This window comes from Pseudomonas sp. GD04091 (assembly GCF_029836165.1).
Classification (GTDB): Bacteria; Pseudomonadota; Gammaproteobacteria; order Pseudomonadales; family Pseudomonadaceae; genus Aquipseudomonas.
In genome coordinates, this window is the sequence record NZ_JAOEBG010000001.1 from 502,933 (window position 1) to 523,703 (window position 20,771).

The window sequence follows — 20,771 nt, forward strand, 5'->3', positions numbered from 1 at the left end:
GATCAGCTCCTGGCGATCAGGGAGACGGCTGGATAGCCACCGAAGGGCAGCTGGTTGCCCTGGCCGTGGCGCACCCCGCACCCGGTGTCCAAGCAGCCATTGCACTGGTCCTTGGCCGGGTCGTCCGTGGGGTTGCCGTCGAGGTCGAAGTAAGGCCCATTAAAGCCGCAGTTCGGCCCGCGGTAGCCGTTGGTCATGGCCCAGTGGCACAGCTGGGTCATCTGCCGGCCAATTGTCTCACCACCGACATCTCCGGGACTGGCCAACTCCCAGGACACGACCGACCCGCTCTCGGCGATTTTCTGGTCGATGTACCAGACTTCGAGGCTTTCCTCAGTCGGGTCGGCTTCGGGGTTTCCGTCCGGGAAATTCGCGGCATCCAGGTACTGCGCCAGGGTGTGGCGAACAGTGAGTTTGAACTCCAGCAGGTTGTCGAAGGCCAGGCACAGCGCGGTGATCCTGCCGTTGACGTTGCCCACGCTCAGCGTCGGGCGCACCTCGGTTCCGTCCGAGTTCGCCTCGATGCCCTCCAGTTGCATGGGCCAGGCGCCGTACTCGTTGCCCTGCCACCAGATGGACTTTGCTGGCAGCTGGTCGGCATCGGCGCCGGCCGCTGCCAGCTCCGCAGCCGTGTGCGGGATGGCATGCCCGTGGAAGCGCAGCATGTCGGCGCCAAAGTCGGAGCCGTCCAGCTCGAACAGCATGATCTCGGAGCCGGCCTCCAGCTTCTGGATCTGCGATATCAGGCTCATGGGTGATAGGCCCTCTCAAAAGTTGCGGTGACTGCAAGGATTCCACCAGGCCGGCGCTGGGTGCCGAACGTCTCGCAGCGATACAGCCCAAGCTCGCCATTCGGCGGGGTCCACAGAAACGACTTGAAACCTTTGTGCCGTCGAATGAACGTCAGGATGGGTTGCGTTTCATCGGCGACGCCGCCGAAGGTCAGCGACCAGCTGTCGGTTTCCCCGTTCAGCCCGTCGCCGGCAACCTGAACGTAGCCGTCCCCGAACTGCGACTTCCTGACCTTGAGCGTGTTGTCCGAGGTCGCCTCGTCATCGGGCGGCCATGTGAATGTTTCGATCGCCATTAACGCCTCCCTGGGCTGTTGGTGTGACTGACGCCGCCGGGGCGCCAGGAGGCTGCAACCACACGCTCGGCGACACTCTGCATCTGCTGCTGCATGGCCTGCCCGAGCGCATTGGTATCCAGCTGCATGCCCTCCGAACTGCGGTCCTGCATGGTGAATTGCATCGGTGCGTTCACCTGCACCACGGTACCGCCACCCTGATTGCCGCCGACCATCTGGACACCCAGAGAACCATCGGGGCCGCGGGCCAGCGGCATGATTGCCTCCGGCCCGGCTTCACCTGCGATGCCGACCCCGCCATTTCCCGTACCGAACACCGTCGGCGTGTTGAGGATGGTGTTGGAAGCAAAGCCAGCGCCTTTGGCGTACAGCTGCACTCCGCCGCTCCAGGCTCCGCCCTTGGCCTGGGTGACACCTGGCCAGTTGTTCATGTACTCCGGCCCGTAACCCGCCGAGGTCGAACCCAGCGACGACGAGCCACCACCGAAGTAGTTGCCCGCGGCGGAAATCCCCATGCCTACCAGGCCGCTGAGCAGAGAGCTCGCGGCTTGCTGGCTGGCAATCCTGGCCATGTCGCTGATGATGCTTGTAGCGAAGTCCCTGAACTTCAGCTTCCCGGTCATGGCGAAGTTAGACAGGGCCGTGGCAGCCGAGTCGAAGCCGGTAGATAAGGTTCGATCTGTCGCGCCCGCGATATCGGCTGCGTCCGCCTGGATGTTGGCCCAGGCGCGCCGGGCGCCATTGCGATAGTCGCGCTGTGCCTGCAGGCGGGCTTCGTGACCGTCCACCTCCATCTGCAGCTCGCGGGCCTGGTAGTCAGCCAGGTCAGCCAGGCGCTGCTCGTAGGCCGACTGGCTCAGGCGACGCGACACGTCTTCCTGCTGCTCCTCAAGTTGACGGCGGGCGTCGGCGTACTTCTGCCGCACGGTGTTCAGGCGGTCGGCTTGCTCGCGCTGATCGTCACCCATACCCACTCCCGCAACGTCCGCGTTGATCGCGTCCTGGCGGGTCTGCAGCACCACCTCCATCGCCTTGCGGTAGGCCTCGGCGCTATTGCGGCGCTGCTCGGCCAGCTTGCGTTCCTCCTCGGCGCGCTTCTGGATGATCGGATCGGCGTAGGCCTGGTTGAGGTTCTTGATGCCGAGTTCCATTTCGGCAGCGGTGATCTTTCCTGCGTCCTGGGCTTTGCGCAGCCCCTTCACCCCTTCCGCCAGATCCTCGAGGCGTTTCTTCTCCGGCAGCGCCCTGTCGATGATCGCGTCCAGCGCCTTGATCTCGTCCTTCAGCGCCTTGGTGCGCTCCTGGCTGCCGCTGGTGGCGTCCTTGTTGGCCTTCTTCTGCGACTCGATCGCGCTCGCGGCGGACAGAATCGCCTGCCGATCGGTCTCGGTGAGGTCGGCGTTCTCCGCGATGTGGCGATTGGCGATCTTGATAGCGTTGCCATTGTCCTGCAGGCCGGCCAGCTGCTTCTGCAGCGTGTCCAAGTAGGACTGGCCCGCCGTGGTCATGCCGGCCTTCGCGGCGTTGTTCGCCTGGGTCGAGGCAGTGTTCTCGTTGGTGACCCCGGTCAGCACCCGCAGGGTTTCAGCGATCAGCGCCGAACGCTGGTCGGCATCGCTGACGGCGCCGGCCTGGGTGATCCACTGCTGCACGGTGGCGGTCGGCAGGTTCAGGCGATCGCCAACCTCCCGCAGCACAGGCGACAGTTCGGTACCGGCGGCCCTGGCTTCCTTCAGCCGGTCGACCACCTCCTGGTAGGCCCGCAGTTGCTGGCCATATTGTCCGCCAGAGTCACGGGCCGGCGCGGTGACAACGGCCTGGCGGATCGACTGGGCCAGGTCGCCATAGGCATTCGTCACCTTGTCGGTGGCGTTGATCTGCTCCTGTTGCCACTTCACCAGCGAGGCTTCGCGCTGGTCCCGGTTGAGTTGGGCGAATTCTTCCCGCAGCTGCGAAACCGGCTTCTTCAGTTCCTCGATGCTGACGCTGGCCTTGTCGGCGTTGGTGCCCAGCAGCAGGAAGCTGGCCGCTGCGGTGCCGGCCAGGAGCGCGAGCCCCATGGGGCCGCCCATCATGGCGAGCACGCCGGCCGACGCTGCACGCAAACCGGTCTGTGCCGTTGCAACAGCCGCAGTGGCCGCCGCTTCCCGTGTTCTGGCCTGGGCCAGCTGGAGCGACATCTCTGTTTGCACGGCGGTACCGCGTGCCGCTGCAGCCTCGCGGGCCGCCAAGATAGTTGCGGTCTGCGCCTTGCGCTGATCGGCAATGGCTGCCTGCAGCACGGCCTGAGCCTGGGCAATGCGTGCTGCACGGTCGGCCAGCGCGGCCTGGAGCGCGAGGCCAGCCTTCGCGACGTAGTTCGTCAGCGCGGCAACACCGGCGCCGCCCATGGCGACAGCAACCAGGTTGACGTTATCCGCCAGGGCGAGCAGGACTTTCGACAGCCCGCCCACAATACCGGTGCGCTCCTCCATGCCGCCAAGGAAGGTGCCGATGGCGTTGCTGATGTTGACCATGGCGTCTTGGACGCTGGTGGACATGTCGGCCGCAGCCTTGCGGTTGACTTCGACGGTCCGCAGCAGGCCGTTGTTGAGGTCGTCCAGCGACAGCTTGCCCTCAACACCTAGCTTGCGAATGGCATCGGCGCTTTTGCCGGTACCCGCCGCGATGGCTTCAACGATGGTTGGCATCGCAGTCTGAATCGAAACCCACCCGTCCGCCTCGATCTTGCCGGTTTGGAGGGCCTTGGAGTAGGCATCCAGCGCCGAGCCGGCCTTGTCGGCCGCGGCGGCGTTGGTCACCAGCAGGAAGCTGAAGCTGTCGGTGATATCGAGCGTTTGCTGAGTGTTGAAACCCAGGCTGCTCATCACGTCGGCGGTACGGATGTAGAGTTCCTGCGCCTCAGCCAGGGGCCGGTAGGTCTCCTGCGCAGTGCGCAGCAGGTGCTCCTGCACCACCTGATACTCGGCGGCGCTTCCCGCAGCTGCTTCCATTCGGTCGGCCATCTGCCCGTAGGCATCGACCTGCTTGATGATGCCGCCGATCAGGCCGGCGCCGGCAACCGCAGCCAGGGCACCGCGGATCAGCGTTCCCGCACCCTGAGCCGCCGCGCCCGCCTTGTCGAAGGCCGAATCCACCGTCGCCAGGTTGCGATCGATGGCTTGGCTGCTGCGCGCCACCACCTGGTCGGCGCTGGCCAGTTCGCGGCGCAACTGGGCGGTTGTCGCCTCGATCTGAACCAACATCCCCTGGACCTGTTGATCGGCCATGTATATCTCCAAGCACAAAAAAGCCGCCCGGAGGCGGCGATCTACTATTCCTGCCGCCCCCTGAAGAAGGCCTTCAGCTTGTCGGCAACGCTAACAGGCCGGCGCGGCGCGGCGTTCTGCCCAGAGGCTTGCCCCTGGGCCTGGCCACGCCCTGTCCAGTCGAGGCGCGCATCGAGCGCGAGCATGATCTGCGGTACCGGCGTTCGCCATGCAGTTTCAGGCGGCCAGCCAAGCCAGCCGGTTGCCACGCCGAACAGGTAGTCGACGTAGCTGCCGTTCTTCACTGCGCTGTGCTGTCCGCCTCGGGCTTTCCCCGGGCAGCCACGCTCGGCGGGACGGGGTTGAGCAGCACCGTGAGGTACGCGGTCAGCTCGGCGGAGACCTTCGCCACGCCAGTCTGGAACACGCCATTGGCGACCTCGGTGTGCTGCTCCGGCTTGAGGCCGGCGCCGGCCACGATGATGTCAGCGCTCGCGCCGATGCTCATCAAACGCATGGCTTCCAGCGCCGCACGCAGGCCGCCAAACCGTGATTCGATCAGCAGCGCCGCTTCCAGGGTGGGCTGCAGGGTGTAGGTTCGCGCACCGACCACCAGGGTGGTGGTGCCATACAGGGCTTCGCTCATGAGGTTCTCTCAGCGGAAGACGGGGCCGAAGCCCCATCGATCACGGGGTGGCCGGGCCGGCCACGATTTCGAGGATGTCGGTGTTGATGCCGAGTGTGATGTTGCGGCGCACGACGTTGTCGGCGGAGCCGGCGGCCACGGTGTTGTTCATGACCTTGACCGCGAAGTAGAACGTGGTCGGCAGAATCGCCGGGGTCGCGCCAGGGTCACCGTCGTTGAGCGTGACCTTGATGTTGTAGTTGCCCTTGGTGCGGTCCTTGTGCGCGACGGCGACCGCTTTCTGGCCAAGGTCGCCGTTGTCCAGGCCCACGGTCAGGGTCATGTTGCCGGCGTCGGCAGTGCCCTTGTACTTGCGCACCCGGCCATCAGCCAAGGAGGTGAAGTTCACCGGGTTGAAGGTGTCGCCGAACTCGCCTAGGTCTTCGATCTCGCCGACATCGACGTAGGTGTCGGCCTTGTACTTGGTTTCGGTGTCGGCGCCGGTCTTGCCACCAATGGCGAGGCGGCAGCCGGCGGCTGTGTTGAGGTTGTCTTCGGCCATGGGGGTTCCTCCAAAGGCACATTGGATTGAGCCGCGGCGCGGCCGGTGGGGGTTGATCAGTGGGTGGTGATCACGCGGACGGTGATCGAGCCCTGGTAAGTGATGCCGTCGGCGTCGCGTTGGGCATCAGCCTGCAGCACGCGAACGGACACGGCGCGGCCCACCGTCAGCGGCAAGCGTCGCTCATCAAGGGCCGCGATCACCTCGCCGTTGATTTTCTTCACCTCAGCCTGGCCGACGGCGTCGGACCAAACGGACAGGTACAGCAGGCGCTCCTCGCGCTTGCGGCCGGCGATGGGCCGGATGTTGGTGGAGATCTCGCGATCGATCGACACATAGGGTTTGGGGGTGTTGATGGCGGCGCCGTCATAGACTGGGCAGCTGACTTCGGCTTGGAGCCGAGCGAACAGCGCCGCCTGGAGCGCCACGGATGGATCAGCCATTGCCTACCCCCTGGCTCGCCTTGCGCAGCGTTCGCCGCACGGCTGCCTCGATATCTGCCATCACATACTCCCTGTTGACGTCCATGGCCGGGCGCAACCATGGATGCGCCGGGCGGGCCGGTATGTCCGGGTGCTTGCCGAAAAAGTTCTGCCCGTCGCTCTTGTTCTTCGTTTGGCGATTCCGGTTACCCGCACGCTTGTCACCGGTGTAACCCTTCGTGCCGTACTCGAGGAAGCGCAGGTAGAAGAACCTCCGGTTGTCGCGCTTGCCGCGGATCCCGATCTGCGCGTCCAGCCCGCTGGGCGAGACGTAGACCTTCAGCGCGGCAGCAGCTGCGCCGGTGTCCTTCGGAATCAGCTGCCGCTGGGATTCAAGGATACGGTTGGCCGCAATCTCCATCGCCGGCTTCAGCTCGTTGTCCATGGTCTTGTGAATGTTGCGGAGCGTCCGGCGCAGCCGGATATCGCCCCGGATGCTCGAGCGCCTGGCCATGGACTACTCCTTGGCCTGGTCGGCCTTGTCTGGCTTCGCGGGCTTCTCGGCGGCGCCTTGCTCCGCCACTTCCTCGGCGTAGCCGCGGGCGATGAGGCCGGCGCCGTACTCCTTGTCGATCACGAACTCGGCGCCCTTATCGCGTTCGCCGGTGGCGCCGGAGAGCCGGCCCAGTGCACGAATTTTCATGGCTCACCTCATGGGTTGGGGACGCTGGAGCACAGCAGGCGCAGCATGTCCCGTTCGTTGTTGGGTAGAGGCGCCTCGACCTTGTAGGTCACGCCGGTGCGCTTGTCGGTCAGCCGCCAACCGGCAGCGATGTCGGCCCGGGGGCGGATGCGGATCTCCGCGCTGATGACTGCCTCCACTTGCTCGGCCACCGGCGTCACGCGGCCGGTGGGCAGGGTGATCTCCGCCCAGACCTCACCGACCGGCACCCACACCTGGTCGTAACCGCCGGTGTTGTTCTGCACCCGCTCGTACTTGCTCAGGCGGCATCGGTGCCGCAGCGGTCCGGCTCTCATCAGAAGCGCTTCCTGTACCAGAGCAGCCTTTCGACTGCGAGGGGCATGGCAGCGGCGATGGTGCCCACGGCCACAGCCTCGCGGTTGGCGTACCAGTGCCCGACCAGCAGCAGGACCGCCTGCTCGACATCGCGGGTCAGGCCCATTTCGTCGGGCTCGACCGGGTCGACTTCCACCAGCTTGCGGTCACAGTGCTGCTCGACGTGGGCCTTGGCCGCCTCGATGTAACCGCTGATCAAGGTGTCTTCTTCATCGCCGTCGACCCGCAGGTGCAGCTTGACGTTGGCCAAGTCCAACATCTACTTGGTCTCTTTCGGGGCTGCCGGCTTGGACTGCTTCGGCTTGGTGGCTTTGGCATTGCCGTCGGCATCAACCTCCTCCGCCAAGCCTTTGCCGATCAAGGTGTGCGCGTACTCGTCGTTGGCATCCTCGAAGGTCTCGCCCGCCTTGATCTTGTTGGTTTCAGCGCCAAGCAGCGCACCATTGCCGACAAAGCCCCACAGAATATTGATTTTCATGCTGCCTCCAGAAAAGAACAGACCGGCGATAGGCCGGCCTTCGGTGGGGTTAGGCGGTCGGGAAGCGACCTTTCACCAGGGCTTCCTTGCGGCGCACGCCGAGGCCCAGGCGCTCTTCGACCAGCAGCGCACGTTCGTTCTTGATGAACTGATCGTTAATCAGGCCCATCTTGAACAGGAACGACATGCGGTCGAACAGCGTGGTGGAGCGGGCGAAGTTGGCGGTCAGGAACTCGCCGCCGTTGGTGCCATCGCCCTCATCCATGCTGTCGGAGGTGATCACCGGGCGGCCCCACAGGATCGGAGTGACCAGGCCTTGCAGATTGGCGAACAGGTAGCGGTTCTCGCCGTCCTTCTGCAGTTCGATGTTCATCCAGTCCAGCTCGGTCATCACGACCCCGTCGGCGGACATCTGCGACTGCTTACGCACCTGGTAGATGGCGCGGCGAACCAGATCGATGGCGGTGTCGCCGGCCTTGCTGAGGGCGGTGTCGTAGGCCGTCGCCTGGGTCATCAGGCCTGGCAGGTTCTCGCCGGTACCATCGCCTTTGAGGATCTGCGCTTCCTCCTCCAGCTTGAGGTCATAGCGCAGCAGCTGCTGCAGGTAGGCGAGCATCTGCGGCACGTCATCCAGCGCCTCGTCGGTCACCGGCATCCAAACCGCAATTTTCTTCACGCGATCAGTCACCGTCTCAAAGGTGACGTTGCTGGTCGGTTTGAGGCCGCCCTCCGCCACCGGCGCAGCGCCACGGGTGTGCAGCTTCTCGCGGAAGTAGGTGTAGTTCTGGCCGGCGACCGGGACGGAGGTGAGCAGATCGCGGATACGCAGTTCCTGGCGAATGCCAGGCTGAATCACCGGGTCGTAGACGGGCGCAACGATACCAGCGCTGGTCACCTTCATTTCCTTCATGCTGGCCAAGTCCGACTTGGTCACATCCAACTCAGCCAGGCCGCCGCCCTTCTTCAGCGCCTTGTACCCGTCATCACCCTGGATGAGGTCAATGAAGCTTTTGCCCTCGCCTGGCTGGCCGCGCAGCTTGACGCCTTTCTGCTCCAGGTCAACGACTTGGTCGATGACCTTTTGCAGCTCGCCCTTGGTGTCTTCGATCTGCTTCTTCAGGTCGCCGGCAACCTTGTTGCCCTTCTCGACTTCCTCCATGGCTGCGTCGTACTTCTTCTGCAGGTCGCCGAAACCGGTCTTCAGCTGCAGTTCGAGGGAGTCCTTGATTTCTTTAACTTCGCTCATGGCGATACTCCAAAATGGTGGGTGAACAGGGTGGAAATTTCTTTCAGCTCATCCACGATCGCCGTGGCCTCGCTCCCGCCGTCACGGCGGAGCGCGGTGTAGCCGAGCGAAGCGACTGCCGCCGCTTCCTTCTGCGAGAGGCCCATGCGTTCGCGTAGCGCCTTCTCGAAAAGCCTGATGTCCGACTTGACGCTGAGGACCTGAGCCTCGGGGTTCATGCCGAACGGTACGAAGGAGGCCTCCCAGAGTTCAGCCTCCTTGATGATGCGGACGCGCCGGCCGGCGCGATCTTCGAAATCTGCCTTGATGGTGTTGAAGCCGATCGACATGCTGTCGAGGATGTCGGCCTTCATGAGCTCGTAGGCGTCACGGGCATAGCTGACGTTGAGGTTGACCTGCCCTTTCAGCAGCAGGCCATGATCGTTCTGGGTGTAATCGGCGGCGCCGACCAGGCGAGCCAGGTCGTGGTACAGGGCCAGCTTGAGTTGGCCTTTGCGGGTTGCCTTCACGCGGGTGAAGGCGCCGGGCAGGATCACGTCGTCGCCCAGGTCAACGTTGTTGAACACTGCGGCGTAGCCTTCGAAATTGCCGGCTTCGTCCACGGCCTTGAGCTCGAACGGGCATTCAAGGTTCGCCATTTTTCTGTATCTCCCACCGGGTGACCCGGGCGTAGTCGCCGCCCAGCGGCGGGTAGTTTTCCTTTTCGCGGACCTCGTCAATCGACAGCCACCCCGAGCCGCCAGAACCGCCCAAGGCGGCCTGGAAGTACGAGGCACGGCCGGCGCTGTCAGCGCGCAGCAGGCCCTCAACAACGAACTCAACAAAGCGCTGGCCGGAGCCAAACAGCTTGTCGTTGAGCTCGTCCTCGACGGAATCGATGTAGGGCTTGAGGCCGAAGGTGATGAAGCCGGTGAGCTGCTGCTCAAGGTTCGAACCCATGATCGAGGTCTTGCCAGCGCGGTTGGCCAGCCACAGCGGCACACCGTAGATGCCCGCCAGGGCCTCCTCCTGGAACTGCTGCGACTCGATGAACTGGGCATCCTTCTGGCTGATGCCAGCCGGGACGATCTTGGGGTTGCCCTGGAGGATGGCCATCTTGCCGATGTCGTCGGCATCACCCTTCCGCACATCCGGGAACTTCGCCAAGATCCGGGCCTGCTGGGCCTCGGTCAGGAACTGCTCGTAGATGACGTAGCCACCGGTAAAGCCGCCCTTGCGCATGAATCGCGCCGACCACTGCTGCCCAGCCTTGGCGAGCCCCATGGTCTCGGCCTGGTACTCGATGGGGGACAGACCGACGATGCCGTCCAGGCTGAACAACTTGAAGTGCAGCATGTACTCCGGCGACACCGGGAACGTCTCCCCCTCCTTTGGAGTGACCAGGTAGGTCAGCTCCTCCTCGGTGTCGATCTTCACGGACCGGCCATCCAGCGGCACCAGGCCAATCGGAGTGCCATGCACGTTGCGCTCGATCAAGGCGAAGGCGTTGCCCCGGAGGGCCATGTTCACAACCACGAACTTCAGGAAGTTCAGCCTGGTCATGAACGGGTTGGGCTTGCGCAGCAACTTGAGCATTGGGTCGTTGCCGGCGACCAGCGCCCGCCTGCCCTGCTTGTCCTCGTACAGTTTCAGCGGCAAGCCGCTCAGCGACTCGGAAAGGATCTTGACGCAGGACCAGACCATGCTGATCGACAGGGCCGTCTTGACGGTGACCCGCACGCCGGCCTTGGTGCGCTTGCCACCGACCTCAAGGTCAACTTCGACATAGTCACCCGTGGCCGGGTCGGTGTAGCCGAAGAAGCCCCAGGTCATGGGGTTGTACCATTTGAATGCCATGGTCAGCCTATAAGTCCGAAGAACCCGTTATCCAGGTAGTCAGCCATTCCGCCTTGGGCTTCCGGGTTGAGAGCCAGGAGCGTCACAGCGTTGAACAGCGCCATCAGCGGGTCGATCTTTGCCGAGCCACTGGCCTGCTTGGTGATGAGGATTGCGTTGCCGCGAGGCTCGACACGGGCGTTGCCACAGCACCAGGCCATCATGGGCTGGCCGCCATGCCACAGGCCGCCCTCGGCCAGCTTCCGCTCAGCGGTCTTGATCGCGCCGCCCAGCGTGTAGCCCTGCTTCACGCCGCCGATCTTCTCGCGAGGAATGCCGCGGGCCTCCAAGGCGTCGAGGATGGCGCCGATGCCGACCGGGTCGAGCCCCACCTGGTCGAGCAGGCCGGCCTCCTCCACCTGGGCAACCAGCTCAGCGATCTGGTCGACGTCATCACCAATCCGCTCAACCAGGGTCAGGTGACCGTCGTTGGCGAAGTCGCGGATGCGCGGCGCCTCAGCTTTGCGCCGCTCCAGCACGGACGGATGCGCCCAGGCGTGGGTCCAGGTCAGCCAGCGCCGGGTTTCCCGCTCACGCCCGACAGCGGCGAAGCCAAGCAAGTCATCCAGGCCGCCGCCGTCGATACCGATGTCGATTACCTCGCAGCGCTCGAGCAGGTCGTTCAAGGTTCGGCAGTCATCCGAGGCCTGCCGCTCCCAGTAGTCAGCGCCGGCCCAGCGGTCCGACAGCAGGGCCAGGCCGATCTCGACGTTGAGGTGCTTGGCCAGGAAGCCACGGAAAGACTCCTCGCCGTCCATCTGAGCTTGGGCATAGCCCCGCTCGATGAACGGCTCATCCACCGACAGCCCCAGGTTGGGGTTGGTGATGTAGGCGTTGGCGAAGTCCCGGTGGGCGCCGGCATCGAGCATCGCTTTCGGGAACTCGTACAGCACCGGCAGGAACGACTTGTCGATGATCTCGCCGTCCCGGACCTTGCGGGCGTACATCAGCTTCTGCCGGAAGACACCGGCCGGGGGTGCATCGGACTGGGTAGTTGCCCAGATGATGAAGCCCTCGGGACGAGAGGCCAGGCCGCCAGTGGCTTCCCGCAACATGGCCTCGGCATTGGCACGCTTGCCGAACACCCACAGCTCATCAACGAAAACGCCGATCGCCTTCTTGCCTGACACCGTCTCGCTGTCGGCCGCCACCACCTTGAGCGTGGCGGTGGTCTGACGGTGGGTGACCGTGCGCAAGTGGTCCTGAACCTTGAGCAGGGCGTCCAGCTCCTCGTCCGCCCGCACCATGTCGCGGATCGGGATGTAGGAGTTGTCAGCGATCTCCTTCGTCGGCGCCAGGATGATGAACTCGCCGGATGGTCGCCAGTTGAGGACCAGGGCAGTGAGCATGATGCCAGCGGCGATGGTCGACTTGCCGTTCTTCTTGCTGATCAGCAGCATGAACTCGCTGACCATGCGCCGGCCCTCGTCCGGGTCATAGGCGCCGAAGATGGCGGCGACGAACTGGTTCACCCAGTCGCGGACTGTCTCGCACATCAGCGGGCTGCCGGTGGCGTCGACCATTCGCAGGGCGCCGAACACGTCGAGCGCTTCCTCGGCTTCTGCCGGGAACAGCGGCTCGAACGGGATCAGGCTTTGGCGCGCAACGATGCGCCGCTCCCAGTCAGGGCATGCGGTTGACCACTCCATCATTTCACCGATCGCAGTGGGCCGCGGCGGGCGCCGAATTTGCCGGAGGCTGCCTCAGCAGCTTTGTCTTTCGCCTGTTCCTTCTTCCCGCTCTCCCCCTTGCGAGGATGCACGAAGGGCATCAAGGCCTTGGCCGCATCGACACGCAGCTTCGCCTCGGTGCCCATGTCGTTCATCACCGCCAGAAGGAAGTCCTTCGGGTCCTTGTGGGACAGCGCTCGGGAGAGGTCAAAGCCCGCCGGCTCCCACTCCCCTTCCAGGCTCTGGGGTGCCTCAGCAGGCTCAGCGGGCGCTGTGTCACCGGCAGCAGCCGAGCCGCTGCCTTTAACACGTTCTTTAACATCTGCTTTAACATCGCCGGGCAGTTGCCCGAGAGCCCGCAGCTTGGCCAGCTCGGCGACGACGTCGGGATCCTTGGCCAGTCGCGAACCTGCTGCAGACGCTGATTTCTCTGGGCATCCGGCCGCAATGGCTGCGTCTCGATTGGACGCACCTCCCCTGAGCGCGGCGATGAAGGCGCGCTTCTTGGGTGTTAAAGCCATTTAACAAAAATCCTGTGCGGGAAAAAAATCTGTACGTGGGGTCGGAGGCGGTCTAGCTACGGCGGAGCCCCAATATTTTGGGTACCCCCCTCCCCATGACCCGATTTTTCGATCTAGAGCCTTTGTCGTGCTTTTTTTCTTAGAAAAATAAGAATCTTATGGCGCTATAAGATCCCAGCAGCCTCCTCGGCCTGCTTCACCGAGTCGTGGCAGGGCTTGCACAGCGACTGCCAGTTGGTCTGGTCCCAGAACACGTCCCTATCGCCTCGGTGTGGAACGATGTGGTCGACGATGAACGCCGCAGTGGTCCGGCCTTGCTTCGCGCAGTAGACGCACAGTGGGTTGTCGCGCAGGTACTGCTCTCGCGCCTTCTGCCACCGGTAGTCGTAGCCGCGCTGGGAGCTGGTCATGCCGCTACGCCAGCTGCCAGGCGTCACCACCTTGACCCGCGAGCCTGCGCTCTCCTTGATGCGAGCGCCGAGCGTCTTGAGCCTGGCCATCGTTACCGGCTCCTGGGTCGGTTGAGTGCACGGCGGCCGCAGCGAGCCAGCACCATGTCCTGCACCTGGTGAATAGCCATGCAGAACTCATGCTGCTCAAGAGGATGCTCGATGGGTAGCTTCAGGTACTCATCCCATGCATCAGCGAGCAGCTGAGCAACCTTGGCTTCCTGCTCAGTAAGTTCGGTCTTCATGCCTCACCCCTGCGCCTTGCGAGACAGGAACAGGTCGGAGTAGCCGCGAAGCTTCTCCACTCCCATGAAGCCGACCGCACCGCCGGCAAACGTCGCCATGCCCTGCGGCAACCCCATCCACTCAAGGAGGGGCACCAGGGCCAGCGTGATCATTCCGCACAGTGCGCCTTCCAGCAGCATCTGCCGCGTGCTGCCACCGCCGTACACCACGCGCAGGGCGGCGATGGCGACCGACAGGCCGGCGGCGTAGAGCTGTGGCTGATGTGCAATCAACCACGCGAACACAGCGGCCCACAGGCCCGGGTCCTTTTCTGGCATGTTCGGCATCTCGATTCCTCCCGTTGCGGGGAGCGGAAACAAAAAAGCCCCGGCAGATGCCGAGGCTTATGGTGGGTGTCGGTGATGCCGAGTTTGCTCTCGCGCACCTACCGCAAAGTAACACGAAAGATACGGGCGAGGACCGGGGATGTCAAGCGGCCTCACGCCGAACATCCAAAGCACCATCAACCCATGCCACACCAGCTTTCCACAACTGGCGGGTCTTCTCCTCGCCGAACCCCAGTTTCTTGCCCACATCACGCAGGGAAGTGTCCCGCGCGGTGTAATACTTCATGATGACTGCGCCGCACTCGGCATAGCGCTGCAGCAGCCGACCGACCAGGCGATCAACGAACAGGGCCTCGTCGTCGGTGATGATTGGGTCCAGGATCGTGTTCTCCCGAGATGCACAGCACGACACGCCCGACCCCAGCACAACCCACCTCCCCCAATGCTCCAGCAGCTCCTCGGCACTTCTATCCAAATGGCTCATGTTCTTCCCCCTCAGTCCCCGGTGTAGTTTGTGCCGCCCGCGCCGCGGCGGTTGTTCTCGTGATACTGCCGCTCTGGTCCCTGGCCCGAACTGCCAGCCCCAAGCAGCTGCCTGGCCTTTGCAATCTCGGCCAGGGCGTCCTTGAGACGACTATTGAGCACTGGAACGATGTCGCTCGCCGCAAGGGGCTTCAGTGAGTGCCCGCAAAGCCATCCAGAGCCCAAGCAGTGCGGACAATCCATCTGATGGAACACACCAATGAAGAGGCCGGTGCCGCCGCAGGTGGTGCACTCAACGATGAATTTGAGCTCGCGCCGGAAGGCTGGCCCATGGCGCTTCCCTGTCATTTCGAATCCTCGCCTATGGTTGGTCATTGGGTGCGCTAGAAGCCGCGTCGTGATTGGCCTGCACGGGAAACTGCGAAACTTCGCGTAATGGCTCGGCAATGGTGTGGATGCCGCTGAAACCACGCTCATCAAGCCAGGTGTGCCACTTCTCCAGCGCCTCGCGCTTGCCGGTCTCCACCCAGGAGTGGATGTAGGTCTGCACGTTGCGGCCCATCGCGTGGTTGAGCAGCAGCTCGCCGATCAGGAAGTCGATGCCCAGGTCCACCCAGGCGGTGCGTGCGACCTTGCGCAGGTCATGGCTTGTCCACTCGCCCTGACCCAGGCGTGCGAAGATGGCGAACGCCTGGCTGTCACTGATGGCCTTGCCAGACTTGGCGGGGAACAGGTACAGGCCGTTGTAGCCGGTCGCGGACTGCTGCTGGTGGTAGCGATTGAGCAGCGCGCACACCTGGTCGGTCAGCGGCAGGTTCAGCTCAACTCTGGTCTTGGTGTGCAGCGCCGGGATGTGCCACTGGCGATCCTCCAGGCTGAAGTCCCGCCACGACGCCAGCCGAGTCTCGGACACCCGGGTGCCGTGGCACAGCATCATCAAGGCGAGCATGGCCTCGGCGGGTGCTTGTTCGAAGTGTCCGGCCAGTTGGGCGAGCAGGCCCTCTACCTGGCCATCGCGCAGCCGCGCCGCCTTGGGCTTGATCTTGGCCTTGGAGAAGTCGCTGAAGCGGATGGCGGCCATCGGATTGGTGTCGATCTTGTTGAGTTTGGCCGCCTGCTTGAAGGCCAGGGCCAGCAGCCGGAAGATCAGTCGCAGGTACTCGAGCGACAGCTCGGCCTGCAGGGGCCACATCAGGCGCTGGTCGATCTCTGCCTTGCTGACGGCTGCCAGCGACAACTCGCCGAGGCGCGGAATGAGGTGCTTGACCATGGCCGAATGAGCGGTAGCCTTGCGCTTTGTCGACAAGTTGCGGTCCTTACTCATCCGCTCATCGAACCAGGACAGCAACTGCCCTGTGGTCTGCCAAGTGCCCACGGCCACTTCAGCATCAGGCGTTGCCGTCAGGCGTGCGCGCACCTCTGGCAGCACGGCCAACACCGCTTTCGTGCCCAGGTCGGGGTAGTTGGCGATCTTGTTCCACCTGCTGCCGGTGACCAGGTACCACGACCCGCGGGAGCGGTCCTGCTTGTAGCGAAAACGGAAGGCCGGCTGCCGGGCGTCCCTCAGGTCGCGCACCTCGCCAGTGGCATGCCGGCGGATCTCGGCGTCGGACAGGGCGACGGTCAATGTCTTGCTCATGCGACCAGTACCCCCTCGCGAACCAGTATGGCCTGAGTGCGCATCACGCCCTCGGCGTGGTACTGCCGGGCGGTGTCGCGATCAACGATGCGGCTCCGCCCGTCGCATGCGTCGTGACAAGCGCTGCAAGCCCAGGCGCCTTGCATGTCGTGCGGTTTGATGCCCACTCCACAGGTGCCCGCCAGACGATAGTGGGCCAGCACGGTGGTTTCGGGGTTGCCGTTGCACACCCCAGGGATGCGCACTTGGCATTCTCGGCCACGGGCGGCCTTGGTCAGTTTGGTCTGGCGCACGGGTCGCCTCCTTGCAGGTTGATTGATCAGCGGCCGGCCAGACGAGCGCGCATGGCTGCCAGAGCGGAATTGCCGACCTCAGGCGTACGGCTTCCAGCTACCTCAGCGGGCAAGGCCAGGGGCATTTTCAGCAGAGGCTCCCCGGCCATGATCCGGCGCACAGCGATGGTGTAGTTACGCTCGAACAGCTTCGAGCTGGCATCGGCGGGCAGTTTGTTTAGGTTCTCGAATCCGCACTCCTTTGCCGCGTGCCATACCGCGTCATGGCTCCATTTGCCCTTGCCGGCCATGGCTGGATGGGCATTACGGCACGCTTGGCGGAACGCCACGGCAAGCACAGGTAGGCCCAGCATTTCCGGAGAAGGCTGGCACCACTGGATGAACTCTCCCGGGGGCGGGATGAACGCAGTACCCGACTGCCTGCAACGCATGAGGCCGAACTGGAGCTGTTCAGGGCTGCTGATGCCGGCCTCAAGGAAGGCGGTTAGCCATTGCTGCTTGGACGCGGTGTAGGTGGCCTGGTCTGGCCACGCTTGCTTCCAGGCGGTGCAGATCGAACGCAGGTCGCGGAACAGGTCATTGATCACCGCCGCGGTCTTCCGGTTGAGCTCGGCCTTCACATCAGCCGGCAACTCGTAGCCAGCTGAGACATGCTGGCCAGCCTGCACCTTGGCCCATAGACCATGCGTTACGACGGCAACCGGATTCATTGAACACCCCCGCTCTCGATCCACGAGGTATCGCCGTCATCGAGCGGCTGACCACCAGTAACAGAGCGCAGAGGAACGACCTTGGCCGCGCTCGCAAGGTCGCGCTTGATCCAACCGACCAGCTCGGCAATCCACTGACTCTCGGTCTTGGCCAGTCCCTTGGCGTCATGATGGACAACGAACTGGGCAGTGGCCTTTTCCGAGAACTCTGCGATAGGGACGCCTGATCGCTTGGCGTAAGCTTCAAGCTGCGCTTGGTCAGGAACCCAATCGAGGAACATCGCGAACGGCTCACGCGGAGAGTGTGTATTACTTCCCTTCCCTTCCTTTCCGGGGGTGAGGCATAGACCATCGCTAGACGAGCCCTCGCCATCGGCTCGAAGAGCATTCGGCGAAGTCTCTACGAAATCCGGGTGCTTCACTGTCGGCCTGTCAATCTTCTGGTGATGCCAGCCGTTGACGTGCAGGTACTGCTTCGACGCCGCCTCGTAGACAGTGATCAAGCGGTTAGTCACCAGCTCGCCGAGCAGCCCCTCGACCGCCTGCGCAGTGATGTCGTCGCCAGGAAAAACGAGCGCCTTGATGGTCTTCGGAGACATCGGGTGGTTGCCTGCGTCGTCGCAGAAGTTCCAGATACCGATGAACAGGAGTCGAGCCATCGCCGAGCACTCCATGACCTGCTCGCTAGTCCAGAACTCCGGCTTGATGGTGCGGATACGAGCCATTACTGACGCCCTCCATGACTGATAGCCTGACGCGTCAGATTCAGCGATAAGCCAAAAACTGACGTGGAATGCGCGGTATTGCCTGCATCGTCTGTGCGGTGCATAATCGACCTCGTTGTTGTTTCAGAAGACCGCCCCGCCAGGCGGTTTTTTTATGCCCGCAATTCGGGCGTTATGGGTGTCCGGCGCATCCGTGGTAGCTTTTTGCTTCCACACGAAAAGGCCATCGGAGGCCGGACATGACTGAAATCGTTGATAAAATCATTGCCACGCTGAACTCCCAGAAAGGTGAGCTGATCGGCGTGCATGCGATGCTCGCAGCAGTTGCAAGATCGCTTCCGGCGAGCCAGCTGCAGGTGCTCTTCGATGAGTTCGATACCGAACTGGCTGTAGCTCGGTCCACGCTTGCGTACTCGCCGGTGCCTGAAGAGGTCATTTCTGGCCTCGAGAACTACGTCCAGATGTGGAATGCGATTCGCACCGAACCAAACCAGTCTTAAGGGACATCTCGTAGTAGGCGGCCCTGCACTCTTCGCCCGCTTTCAGCTGTGCCTGAGGCGGAAGCGTGGCCTGGGAGATCTGGGCCGCGATGTACGCAAGCTTCTCGTCGGCACCGCCGTCCACTGGGTAATGCTTGTCCATCTGCTCTCTCCTACTGGTTAAATTCACAGCTGGTTCAGATCACTACTGGCGCAAGGCCAGGTCGCGCATAATTCGTTTCATCAGGCTGCTGACTGGTTCGCTGCCTGATGGCAAAGCTCCTTAGCTGTCACCACTCCACCGGTTAGCTCCTCGGCGAGGAATGCCCGCTTTGCGCTTATGGTGGTGGTGCCAGTGAACCAGTACGAAACCGCTGCCTGGCTAACGCCGAGCGCTTCTGCGGTTTTCGCTTGCCCGCCAAAGAAATCGACGAGCTTTTCAATGGGGGTCATGGATTTAACTCCTGATAAGCGTGCTTATACTGTATGAATAAGGAGCCTTATTTGCAAGCCTATAAGTTGCCTTATAGATTCCCGGGCATGGATACCCTCGCAGACCGAATCAAGGTAGCGCGTAAGCATGCGCAGCTGACCCAGCGCTCATTGGCCGAAAAGGTCGGTGTAGAGCAGCCCGTCATTTCCCAGCTGGAGACAGGGAAGAACCTCCGTAGCGTCCACCTCACCAAGATCGCCCAGGTATGCCGGGTTAGCCCCCTCTGGCTTGCCGAGGGCGTTGGCCAGATGACCCAGACTGATTCGCAACCAGCAAATCAGCCCATAGCGCACGAGCTGGAGCTGCTTGGAGAGCTGTCCGCATGGGATGAAGGTGATCCGCTTGATGATGATGACTGCGAAGTGCCCTACTTTGCAGAGGTGGAATTCTCAGGTGGCAATGGAATGACAGAAGTAGTTGAGGTCGCTGACCGCAAGCTGAGGTTCAGTTGCGCGACCCTTCGAGCGGCAGGCGTCGACAAGAAGAGCGCCGCAGTGGCACGCGTCAAGGGTCGAAGCATGGAGCGTCTCATCCTAGATGGCGCAGCCATAGGATTTGACATGAGCGATACGTCGATCATTGACGGCGAGATTTACGCCTTCAACCATGGCGGATTGTTGCGGACCAAGTACCTCTATCGCCTCCCCCAGGGCGCCGTCCGCATCAGTAGTGAGAACGACGACGAGTACCCCGACGAGGTCATGACAGCTGAGCAGTGGCAGGACGAGGTTCGCATGCTTGGCCGAGTCTTCTGGTGGTCAACCGTGCGCAGGTCGCCTCGACGCAAGTAATCCTCCCCGATCTTGAATAGCCCGCCGCGAGCGGGCTTTTTCATGCTTATCAGAAAATTTATAAGGAGGCTTATTGACACGAATGATAAGCGTACTTATATTTTGGTCATCGCCGGATCGACACCGGCCGCAGCAAAGGCAGCGATGGACAGGCCTCAACAGTCCAGAGGGGTGGCAACTGCCCCGGGCGTGCAGCGTAAAGCGCGAAATCAGTTATCTGGCGGGCGAATGCCGCGGTCGGAGTCACCAATTTGATTATCGATCCCGGCCTGTCGCCAGTAGCGAGGCCGCGAATCTACCGGAGTACGGCAATGCCAAGACTCACGATTGGCGCTTGGCTCTTCGTGATCTGCCTGTTTGCTGCCCTTCTGGGCAGTGCCTGGGCGCTGTATGAGCTGATCGCATGATTTCACTGGCTGGCCTTGGCGACAGGGCCAGACGGGAAATCAACCGCCACGGAAGTGAACTGCAATGGCGAAGTCGTTCAAGCAAATGATCAAGGATGGCGAGGTGCGGCGCGCCGACGCCATGAAAGTTCAACTGGAGGATCTGCACGAAGAGCCGGGATTCAACCTGCGCACCGAAGGCGAGGCCCTGGAGTTGAGCATCGACTCCCTTGCGGAGTTCATCGCCGCAGGCGGTCAAGTTCCACCGCTTGAGGTGCGGCCCCGCGCTGAAGGTGGCGTTTGGCTCGTGGATGGTCACCGCCGGCGGCGGGCACTGTTGAAGCTTGATGCTGCCGGGCGCCTCCCGCGCACGCCGAACAAGGACGACCCGGCCGTACTTGAGGCCTGGGTGCCGGTGATCGCGTTCGAAGGCAGCGATGCCGATCGGGTAGCCCGCATCATCACAAGCCAGGAGAACGAGAAGCTCTCCCCTCTCGAACTGGCTGAGGGTTACAAGCGGCTGCGGGCATTCGGCTGGTCGCCCGAGCAGATCGCGAAGAAGGTCGGCAAGACTCGACAGCATGTAGAGCAGGTTCTCACGGTGGGCAACGCGAACACCGATGTGCAGAACCTGGTAGCCGCTGGGCACGTCTCTGCCACGACAGCCGCCCAGGTTGTTCGCGAACACGGAGACAGCGCAGGCAAGGTGCTCGGCGCCGAGCTGGAGAAGGCGCAGGCCCACGGCAAGACGCGAGTCACTGCCGGCACGATCAAGGGTCCGTCGATACCCAAGCCCCGCCTTGAAGCTGTTCACACCGCCTCGCGCAATTTGATTGCATCACTAAACGCCATCGACGAAGACAGCCGCAGCCTCACGATTTCTACCGCGCTCGTCATCGAGCTGCGCAAAGCCCTGGAAGGCGCTCAACCGAGATAACC

30 protein-coding genes are annotated in these 20,771 nt (G+C 63.0%); 3 read left to right on the forward strand and 27 right to left on the reverse strand.

Annotated features, from left to right (window positions below):
• Positions 1-2: 2 nt before the first annotated feature.
• The 26 genes from N7422_RS02400 to N7422_RS02525 form a co-directional block, all read right to left on the reverse strand.
• The gene (locus N7422_RS02400; RefSeq protein WP_279804966.1) at positions 3-752 is read right to left on the reverse strand and encodes a phage minor tail protein L; all 750 of its coding nucleotides are present in this window, start codon (positions 750-752) and stop codon (positions 3-5) included.
• Positions 749-1,087, reverse strand: coding sequence for a phage tail protein (locus tag N7422_RS02405; protein ID WP_279804967.1), 339 nt, complete (start codon positions 1,085-1,087; stop codon positions 749-751). Before N7422_RS02405 ends, N7422_RS02400 begins: the two co-directional genes overlap by 4 nt.
• On the reverse strand, positions 1,087-4,356 hold the full coding sequence (locus N7422_RS02410; protein WP_279804968.1) for a phage tail tape measure protein: 3,270 nt from the start codon (positions 4,354-4,356) through the stop codon (positions 1,087-1,089). The genes N7422_RS02405 and N7422_RS02410 overlap by 1 nt, the downstream gene beginning before the upstream one ends.
• Positions 4,357-4,400: 44 nt before the next feature.
• Complete coding sequence (locus N7422_RS02415; protein WP_279804969.1) at positions 4,401-4,640, reverse strand: hypothetical protein; 240 nt, start codon at positions 4,638-4,640, stop codon at positions 4,401-4,403.
• The gene (locus N7422_RS02420) at positions 4,637-4,981 is read right to left on the reverse strand and encodes a hypothetical protein (RefSeq protein WP_279804970.1); all 345 of its coding nucleotides are present in this window, start codon (positions 4,979-4,981) and stop codon (positions 4,637-4,639) included. Before N7422_RS02420 ends, N7422_RS02415 begins: the two co-directional genes overlap by 4 nt.
• 40 nt (positions 4,982-5,021) lie before the next feature.
• Positions 5,022-5,522, reverse strand: a complete 501-nt coding sequence (locus N7422_RS02425) for a hypothetical protein (protein ID WP_279804972.1) — start codon at positions 5,520-5,522, stop codon at positions 5,022-5,024.
• A gap of 56 nt (positions 5,523-5,578) precedes the next feature.
• Positions 5,579-5,965: a DUF3168 domain-containing protein gene (locus N7422_RS02430; RefSeq protein ID WP_279804973.1), complete on the reverse strand. Its 387-nt coding sequence runs from the start codon at positions 5,963-5,965 to the stop codon at positions 5,579-5,581.
• Complete coding sequence (locus tag N7422_RS02435) at positions 5,958-6,458, reverse strand: HK97-gp10 family putative phage morphogenesis protein (protein ID WP_279804974.1); 501 nt, start codon at positions 6,456-6,458, stop codon at positions 5,958-5,960. The genes N7422_RS02430 and N7422_RS02435 overlap by 8 nt, the downstream gene beginning before the upstream one ends.
• A 3-nt stretch (positions 6,459-6,461) precedes the next feature.
• On the reverse strand, positions 6,462-6,647 hold the full coding sequence (locus tag N7422_RS02440) for a hypothetical protein (RefSeq protein ID WP_279804975.1): 186 nt from the start codon (positions 6,645-6,647) through the stop codon (positions 6,462-6,464).
• 8 nt (positions 6,648-6,655) lie between these two features.
• Positions 6,656-6,982 carry a phage head closure protein gene (locus tag N7422_RS02445; protein WP_279804976.1) on the reverse strand — a complete coding sequence of 109 codons (327 nt, stop codon included), beginning with the start codon at positions 6,980-6,982 and terminating at the stop codon, positions 6,656-6,658.
• Complete coding sequence (locus N7422_RS02450; RefSeq protein WP_279804977.1) at positions 6,982-7,281, reverse strand: head-tail connector protein; 300 nt, start codon at positions 7,279-7,281, stop codon at positions 6,982-6,984. Before N7422_RS02450 ends, N7422_RS02445 begins: the two co-directional genes overlap by 1 nt.
• A complete protein-coding gene (locus N7422_RS02455) occupies positions 7,282-7,500 on the reverse strand; it encodes a hypothetical protein (RefSeq protein WP_279804978.1) in 219 nt (72 codons plus the stop codon). It lies immediately after the preceding gene.
• 49 nt (positions 7,501-7,549) lie between these two features.
• The gene (locus tag N7422_RS02460) at positions 7,550-8,746 is read right to left on the reverse strand and encodes a phage major capsid protein (RefSeq protein ID WP_279804979.1); all 1,197 of its coding nucleotides are present in this window, start codon (positions 8,744-8,746) and stop codon (positions 7,550-7,552) included.
• Positions 8,743-9,384, reverse strand: coding sequence for an HK97 family phage prohead protease (locus N7422_RS02465; RefSeq protein ID WP_279804980.1), 642 nt, complete (start codon positions 9,382-9,384; stop codon positions 8,743-8,745). Before N7422_RS02465 ends, N7422_RS02460 begins: the two co-directional genes overlap by 4 nt.
• Positions 9,371-10,582: a phage portal protein gene (locus N7422_RS02470; RefSeq protein WP_279804981.1), complete on the reverse strand. Its 1,212-nt coding sequence runs from the start codon at positions 10,580-10,582 to the stop codon at positions 9,371-9,373. The genes N7422_RS02465 and N7422_RS02470 overlap by 14 nt, the downstream gene beginning before the upstream one ends.
• A gap of 2 nt (positions 10,583-10,584) precedes the next feature.
• Positions 10,585-12,273: a terminase large subunit gene (locus tag N7422_RS02475; protein ID WP_279804982.1), complete on the reverse strand. Its 1,689-nt coding sequence runs from the start codon at positions 12,271-12,273 to the stop codon at positions 10,585-10,587.
• Positions 12,270-12,812: a terminase small subunit gene (locus N7422_RS02480; RefSeq protein WP_279804984.1), complete on the reverse strand. Its 543-nt coding sequence runs from the start codon at positions 12,810-12,812 to the stop codon at positions 12,270-12,272. The genes N7422_RS02475 and N7422_RS02480 overlap by 4 nt, the downstream gene beginning before the upstream one ends.
• Before the next feature lie 164 nt (positions 12,813-12,976).
• A complete protein-coding gene (locus N7422_RS02485) occupies positions 12,977-13,312 on the reverse strand; it encodes an HNH endonuclease signature motif containing protein (protein WP_279804985.1) in 336 nt (111 codons plus the stop codon).
• Positions 13,313-13,314: 2 nt separating this feature from the next.
• Positions 13,315-13,506, reverse strand: a complete 192-nt coding sequence (locus N7422_RS02490) for a hypothetical protein (RefSeq protein WP_279804986.1) — start codon at positions 13,504-13,506, stop codon at positions 13,315-13,317.
• A gap of 3 nt (positions 13,507-13,509) precedes the next feature.
• On the reverse strand, positions 13,510-13,833 hold the full coding sequence (locus tag N7422_RS02495) for a phage holin, lambda family (RefSeq protein WP_134692840.1): 324 nt from the start codon (positions 13,831-13,833) through the stop codon (positions 13,510-13,512).
• A gap of 142 nt (positions 13,834-13,975) precedes the next feature.
• Entirely contained in the window at positions 13,976-14,317 is a 342-nt protein-coding gene (locus N7422_RS02500; RefSeq protein ID WP_279804988.1) for an antiterminator Q family protein, read from the reverse strand.
• An 11-nt stretch (positions 14,318-14,328) separates the two neighbouring features.
• Positions 14,329-14,664 (reverse strand): hypothetical protein, encoded by a 336-nt coding sequence (locus N7422_RS02505; RefSeq protein ID WP_279804989.1) that lies wholly within the window; start codon positions 14,662-14,664, stop codon positions 14,329-14,331.
• A gap of 13 nt (positions 14,665-14,677) precedes the next feature.
• Positions 14,678-15,955, reverse strand: a complete 1,278-nt coding sequence (locus tag N7422_RS02510) for a site-specific integrase (RefSeq protein WP_279804990.1) — start codon at positions 15,953-15,955, stop codon at positions 14,678-14,680.
• A complete protein-coding gene (locus N7422_RS02515) occupies positions 15,952-16,248 on the reverse strand; it encodes a DUF1364 domain-containing protein (RefSeq protein WP_279804991.1) in 297 nt (98 codons plus the stop codon). The genes N7422_RS02510 and N7422_RS02515 overlap by 4 nt, the downstream gene beginning before the upstream one ends.
• 26 nt (positions 16,249-16,274) lie before the next feature.
• A complete protein-coding gene (locus tag N7422_RS02520) occupies positions 16,275-16,958 on the reverse strand; it encodes a replication protein P (RefSeq protein WP_279804992.1) in 684 nt (227 codons plus the stop codon).
• Positions 16,955-17,683 carry a DnaT-like ssDNA-binding domain-containing protein gene (locus N7422_RS02525; RefSeq protein WP_279804993.1) on the reverse strand — a complete coding sequence of 243 codons (729 nt, stop codon included), beginning with the start codon at positions 17,681-17,683 and terminating at the stop codon, positions 16,955-16,957. The genes N7422_RS02520 and N7422_RS02525 overlap by 4 nt, the downstream gene beginning before the upstream one ends.
• Positions 17,684-17,922: 239 nt before the next feature.
• On the opposite strand from N7422_RS02525, the gene N7422_RS02530 reads away from it, so the two are divergent.
• A complete protein-coding gene (locus N7422_RS02530) occupies positions 17,923-18,183 on the forward strand; it encodes a hypothetical protein (protein ID WP_279804994.1) in 261 nt (86 codons plus the stop codon).
• A gap of 222 nt (positions 18,184-18,405) precedes the next feature.
• Here N7422_RS02530 and N7422_RS02535 read toward each other — a convergent pair whose 3' ends face one another.
• A complete protein-coding gene (locus N7422_RS02535; protein ID WP_279804995.1) occupies positions 18,406-18,615 on the reverse strand; it encodes a Cro/CI family transcriptional regulator in 210 nt (69 codons plus the stop codon).
• A gap of 87 nt (positions 18,616-18,702) precedes the next feature.
• Between N7422_RS02535 and N7422_RS02540 the strand changes: the two genes are divergently transcribed.
• Both N7422_RS02540 and N7422_RS02545 read left to right on the forward strand, forming a co-directional pair.
• The gene (locus N7422_RS02540) at positions 18,703-19,446 is read left to right on the forward strand and encodes a helix-turn-helix transcriptional regulator (RefSeq protein ID WP_279804996.1); all 744 of its coding nucleotides are present in this window, start codon (positions 18,703-18,705) and stop codon (positions 19,444-19,446) included.
• Between the two features lie 471 nt (positions 19,447-19,917).
• Positions 19,918-20,769 (forward strand): ParB N-terminal domain-containing protein, encoded by an 852-nt coding sequence (locus N7422_RS02545; RefSeq protein WP_279804998.1) that lies wholly within the window; start codon positions 19,918-19,920, stop codon positions 20,767-20,769.
• Positions 20,770-20,771: the final 2 nt, after the last annotated feature.

Bases quoted from the DNA above. Each gene is read 5' to 3' on its own strand.
- N7422_RS02400 (WP_279804966.1), bottom strand. From the start codon at position 752: ATGAGCCTGATATCGCAGATCCAGAAGCTGGAGGCCGGCTCCGAGATC.
- N7422_RS02405 (WP_279804967.1), bottom strand. From the start codon at position 1,087: ATGGCGATCGAAACATTCACATGGCCGCCCGATGACGAGGCGACCTCG.
- N7422_RS02410 (WP_279804968.1), bottom strand. From the start codon at position 4,356: ATGGCCGATCAACAGGTCCAGGGGATGTTGGTTCAGATCGAGGCGACA.
- N7422_RS02420 (WP_279804970.1), bottom strand. From the start codon at position 4,981: ATGAGCGAAGCCCTGTATGGCACCACCACCCTGGTGGTCGGTGCGCGA.
- N7422_RS02425 (WP_279804972.1), bottom strand. From the start codon at position 5,522: ATGGCCGAAGACAACCTCAACACAGCCGCCGGCTGCCGCCTCGCCATT.
- N7422_RS02430 (WP_279804973.1), bottom strand. From the start codon at position 5,965: ATGGCTGATCCATCCGTGGCGCTCCAGGCGGCGCTGTTCGCTCGGCTC.
- N7422_RS02435 (WP_279804974.1), bottom strand. From the start codon at position 6,458: ATGGCCAGGCGCTCGAGCATCCGGGGCGATATCCGGCTGCGCCGGACG.
- N7422_RS02440 (WP_279804975.1), bottom strand. From the start codon at position 6,647: ATGAAAATTCGTGCACTGGGCCGGCTCTCCGGCGCCACCGGCGAACGC.
- N7422_RS02445 (WP_279804976.1), bottom strand. From the start codon at position 6,982: ATGAGAGCCGGACCGCTGCGGCACCGATGCCGCCTGAGCAAGTACGAG.
- N7422_RS02450 (WP_279804977.1), bottom strand. From the start codon at position 7,281: ATGTTGGACTTGGCCAACGTCAAGCTGCACCTGCGGGTCGACGGCGAT.
- N7422_RS02455 (WP_279804978.1), bottom strand. From the start codon at position 7,500: ATGAAAATCAATATTCTGTGGGGCTTTGTCGGCAATGGTGCGCTGCTT.
- N7422_RS02460 (WP_279804979.1), bottom strand. From the start codon at position 8,746: ATGAGCGAAGTTAAAGAAATCAAGGACTCCCTCGAACTGCAGCTGAAG.
- N7422_RS02465 (WP_279804980.1), bottom strand. From the start codon at position 9,384: ATGGCGAACCTTGAATGCCCGTTCGAGCTCAAGGCCGTGGACGAAGCC.
- N7422_RS02470 (WP_279804981.1), bottom strand. From the start codon at position 10,582: ATGGCATTCAAATGGTACAACCCCATGACCTGGGGCTTCTTCGGCTAC.
- N7422_RS02475 (WP_279804982.1), bottom strand. From the start codon at position 12,273: ATGATGGAGTGGTCAACCGCATGCCCTGACTGGGAGCGGCGCATCGTT.
- N7422_RS02480 (WP_279804984.1), bottom strand. From the start codon at position 12,812: ATGGCTTTAACACCCAAGAAGCGCGCCTTCATCGCCGCGCTCAGGGGA.
- N7422_RS02485 (WP_279804985.1), bottom strand. From the start codon at position 13,312: ATGGCCAGGCTCAAGACGCTCGGCGCTCGCATCAAGGAGAGCGCAGGC.
- N7422_RS02490 (WP_279804986.1), bottom strand. From the start codon at position 13,506: ATGAAGACCGAACTTACTGAGCAGGAAGCCAAGGTTGCTCAGCTGCTC.
- N7422_RS02495 (WP_134692840.1), bottom strand. From the start codon at position 13,833: ATGCCGAACATGCCAGAAAAGGACCCGGGCCTGTGGGCCGCTGTGTTC.
- N7422_RS02500 (WP_279804988.1), bottom strand. From the start codon at position 14,317: ATGAGCCATTTGGATAGAAGTGCCGAGGAGCTGCTGGAGCATTGGGGG.
- N7422_RS02505 (WP_279804989.1), bottom strand. From the start codon at position 14,664: ATGACAGGGAAGCGCCATGGGCCAGCCTTCCGGCGCGAGCTCAAATTC.
- N7422_RS02510 (WP_279804990.1), bottom strand. From the start codon at position 15,955: ATGAGCAAGACATTGACCGTCGCCCTGTCCGACGCCGAGATCCGCCGG.
- N7422_RS02520 (WP_279804992.1), bottom strand. From the start codon at position 16,958: ATGAATCCGGTTGCCGTCGTAACGCATGGTCTATGGGCCAAGGTGCAG.
- N7422_RS02525 (WP_279804993.1), bottom strand. From the start codon at position 17,683: ATGGCTCGTATCCGCACCATCAAGCCGGAGTTCTGGACTAGCGAGCAG.
- N7422_RS02530 (WP_279804994.1), top strand. From the start codon at position 17,923: ATGACTGAAATCGTTGATAAAATCATTGCCACGCTGAACTCCCAGAAA.
- N7422_RS02535 (WP_279804995.1), bottom strand. From the start codon at position 18,615: ATGACCCCCATTGAAAAGCTCGTCGATTTCTTTGGCGGGCAAGCGAAA.
- N7422_RS02540 (WP_279804996.1), top strand. From the start codon at position 18,703: ATGGATACCCTCGCAGACCGAATCAAGGTAGCGCGTAAGCATGCGCAG.
- N7422_RS02545 (WP_279804998.1), top strand. From the start codon at position 19,918: ATGGCGAAGTCGTTCAAGCAAATGATCAAGGATGGCGAGGTGCGGCGC.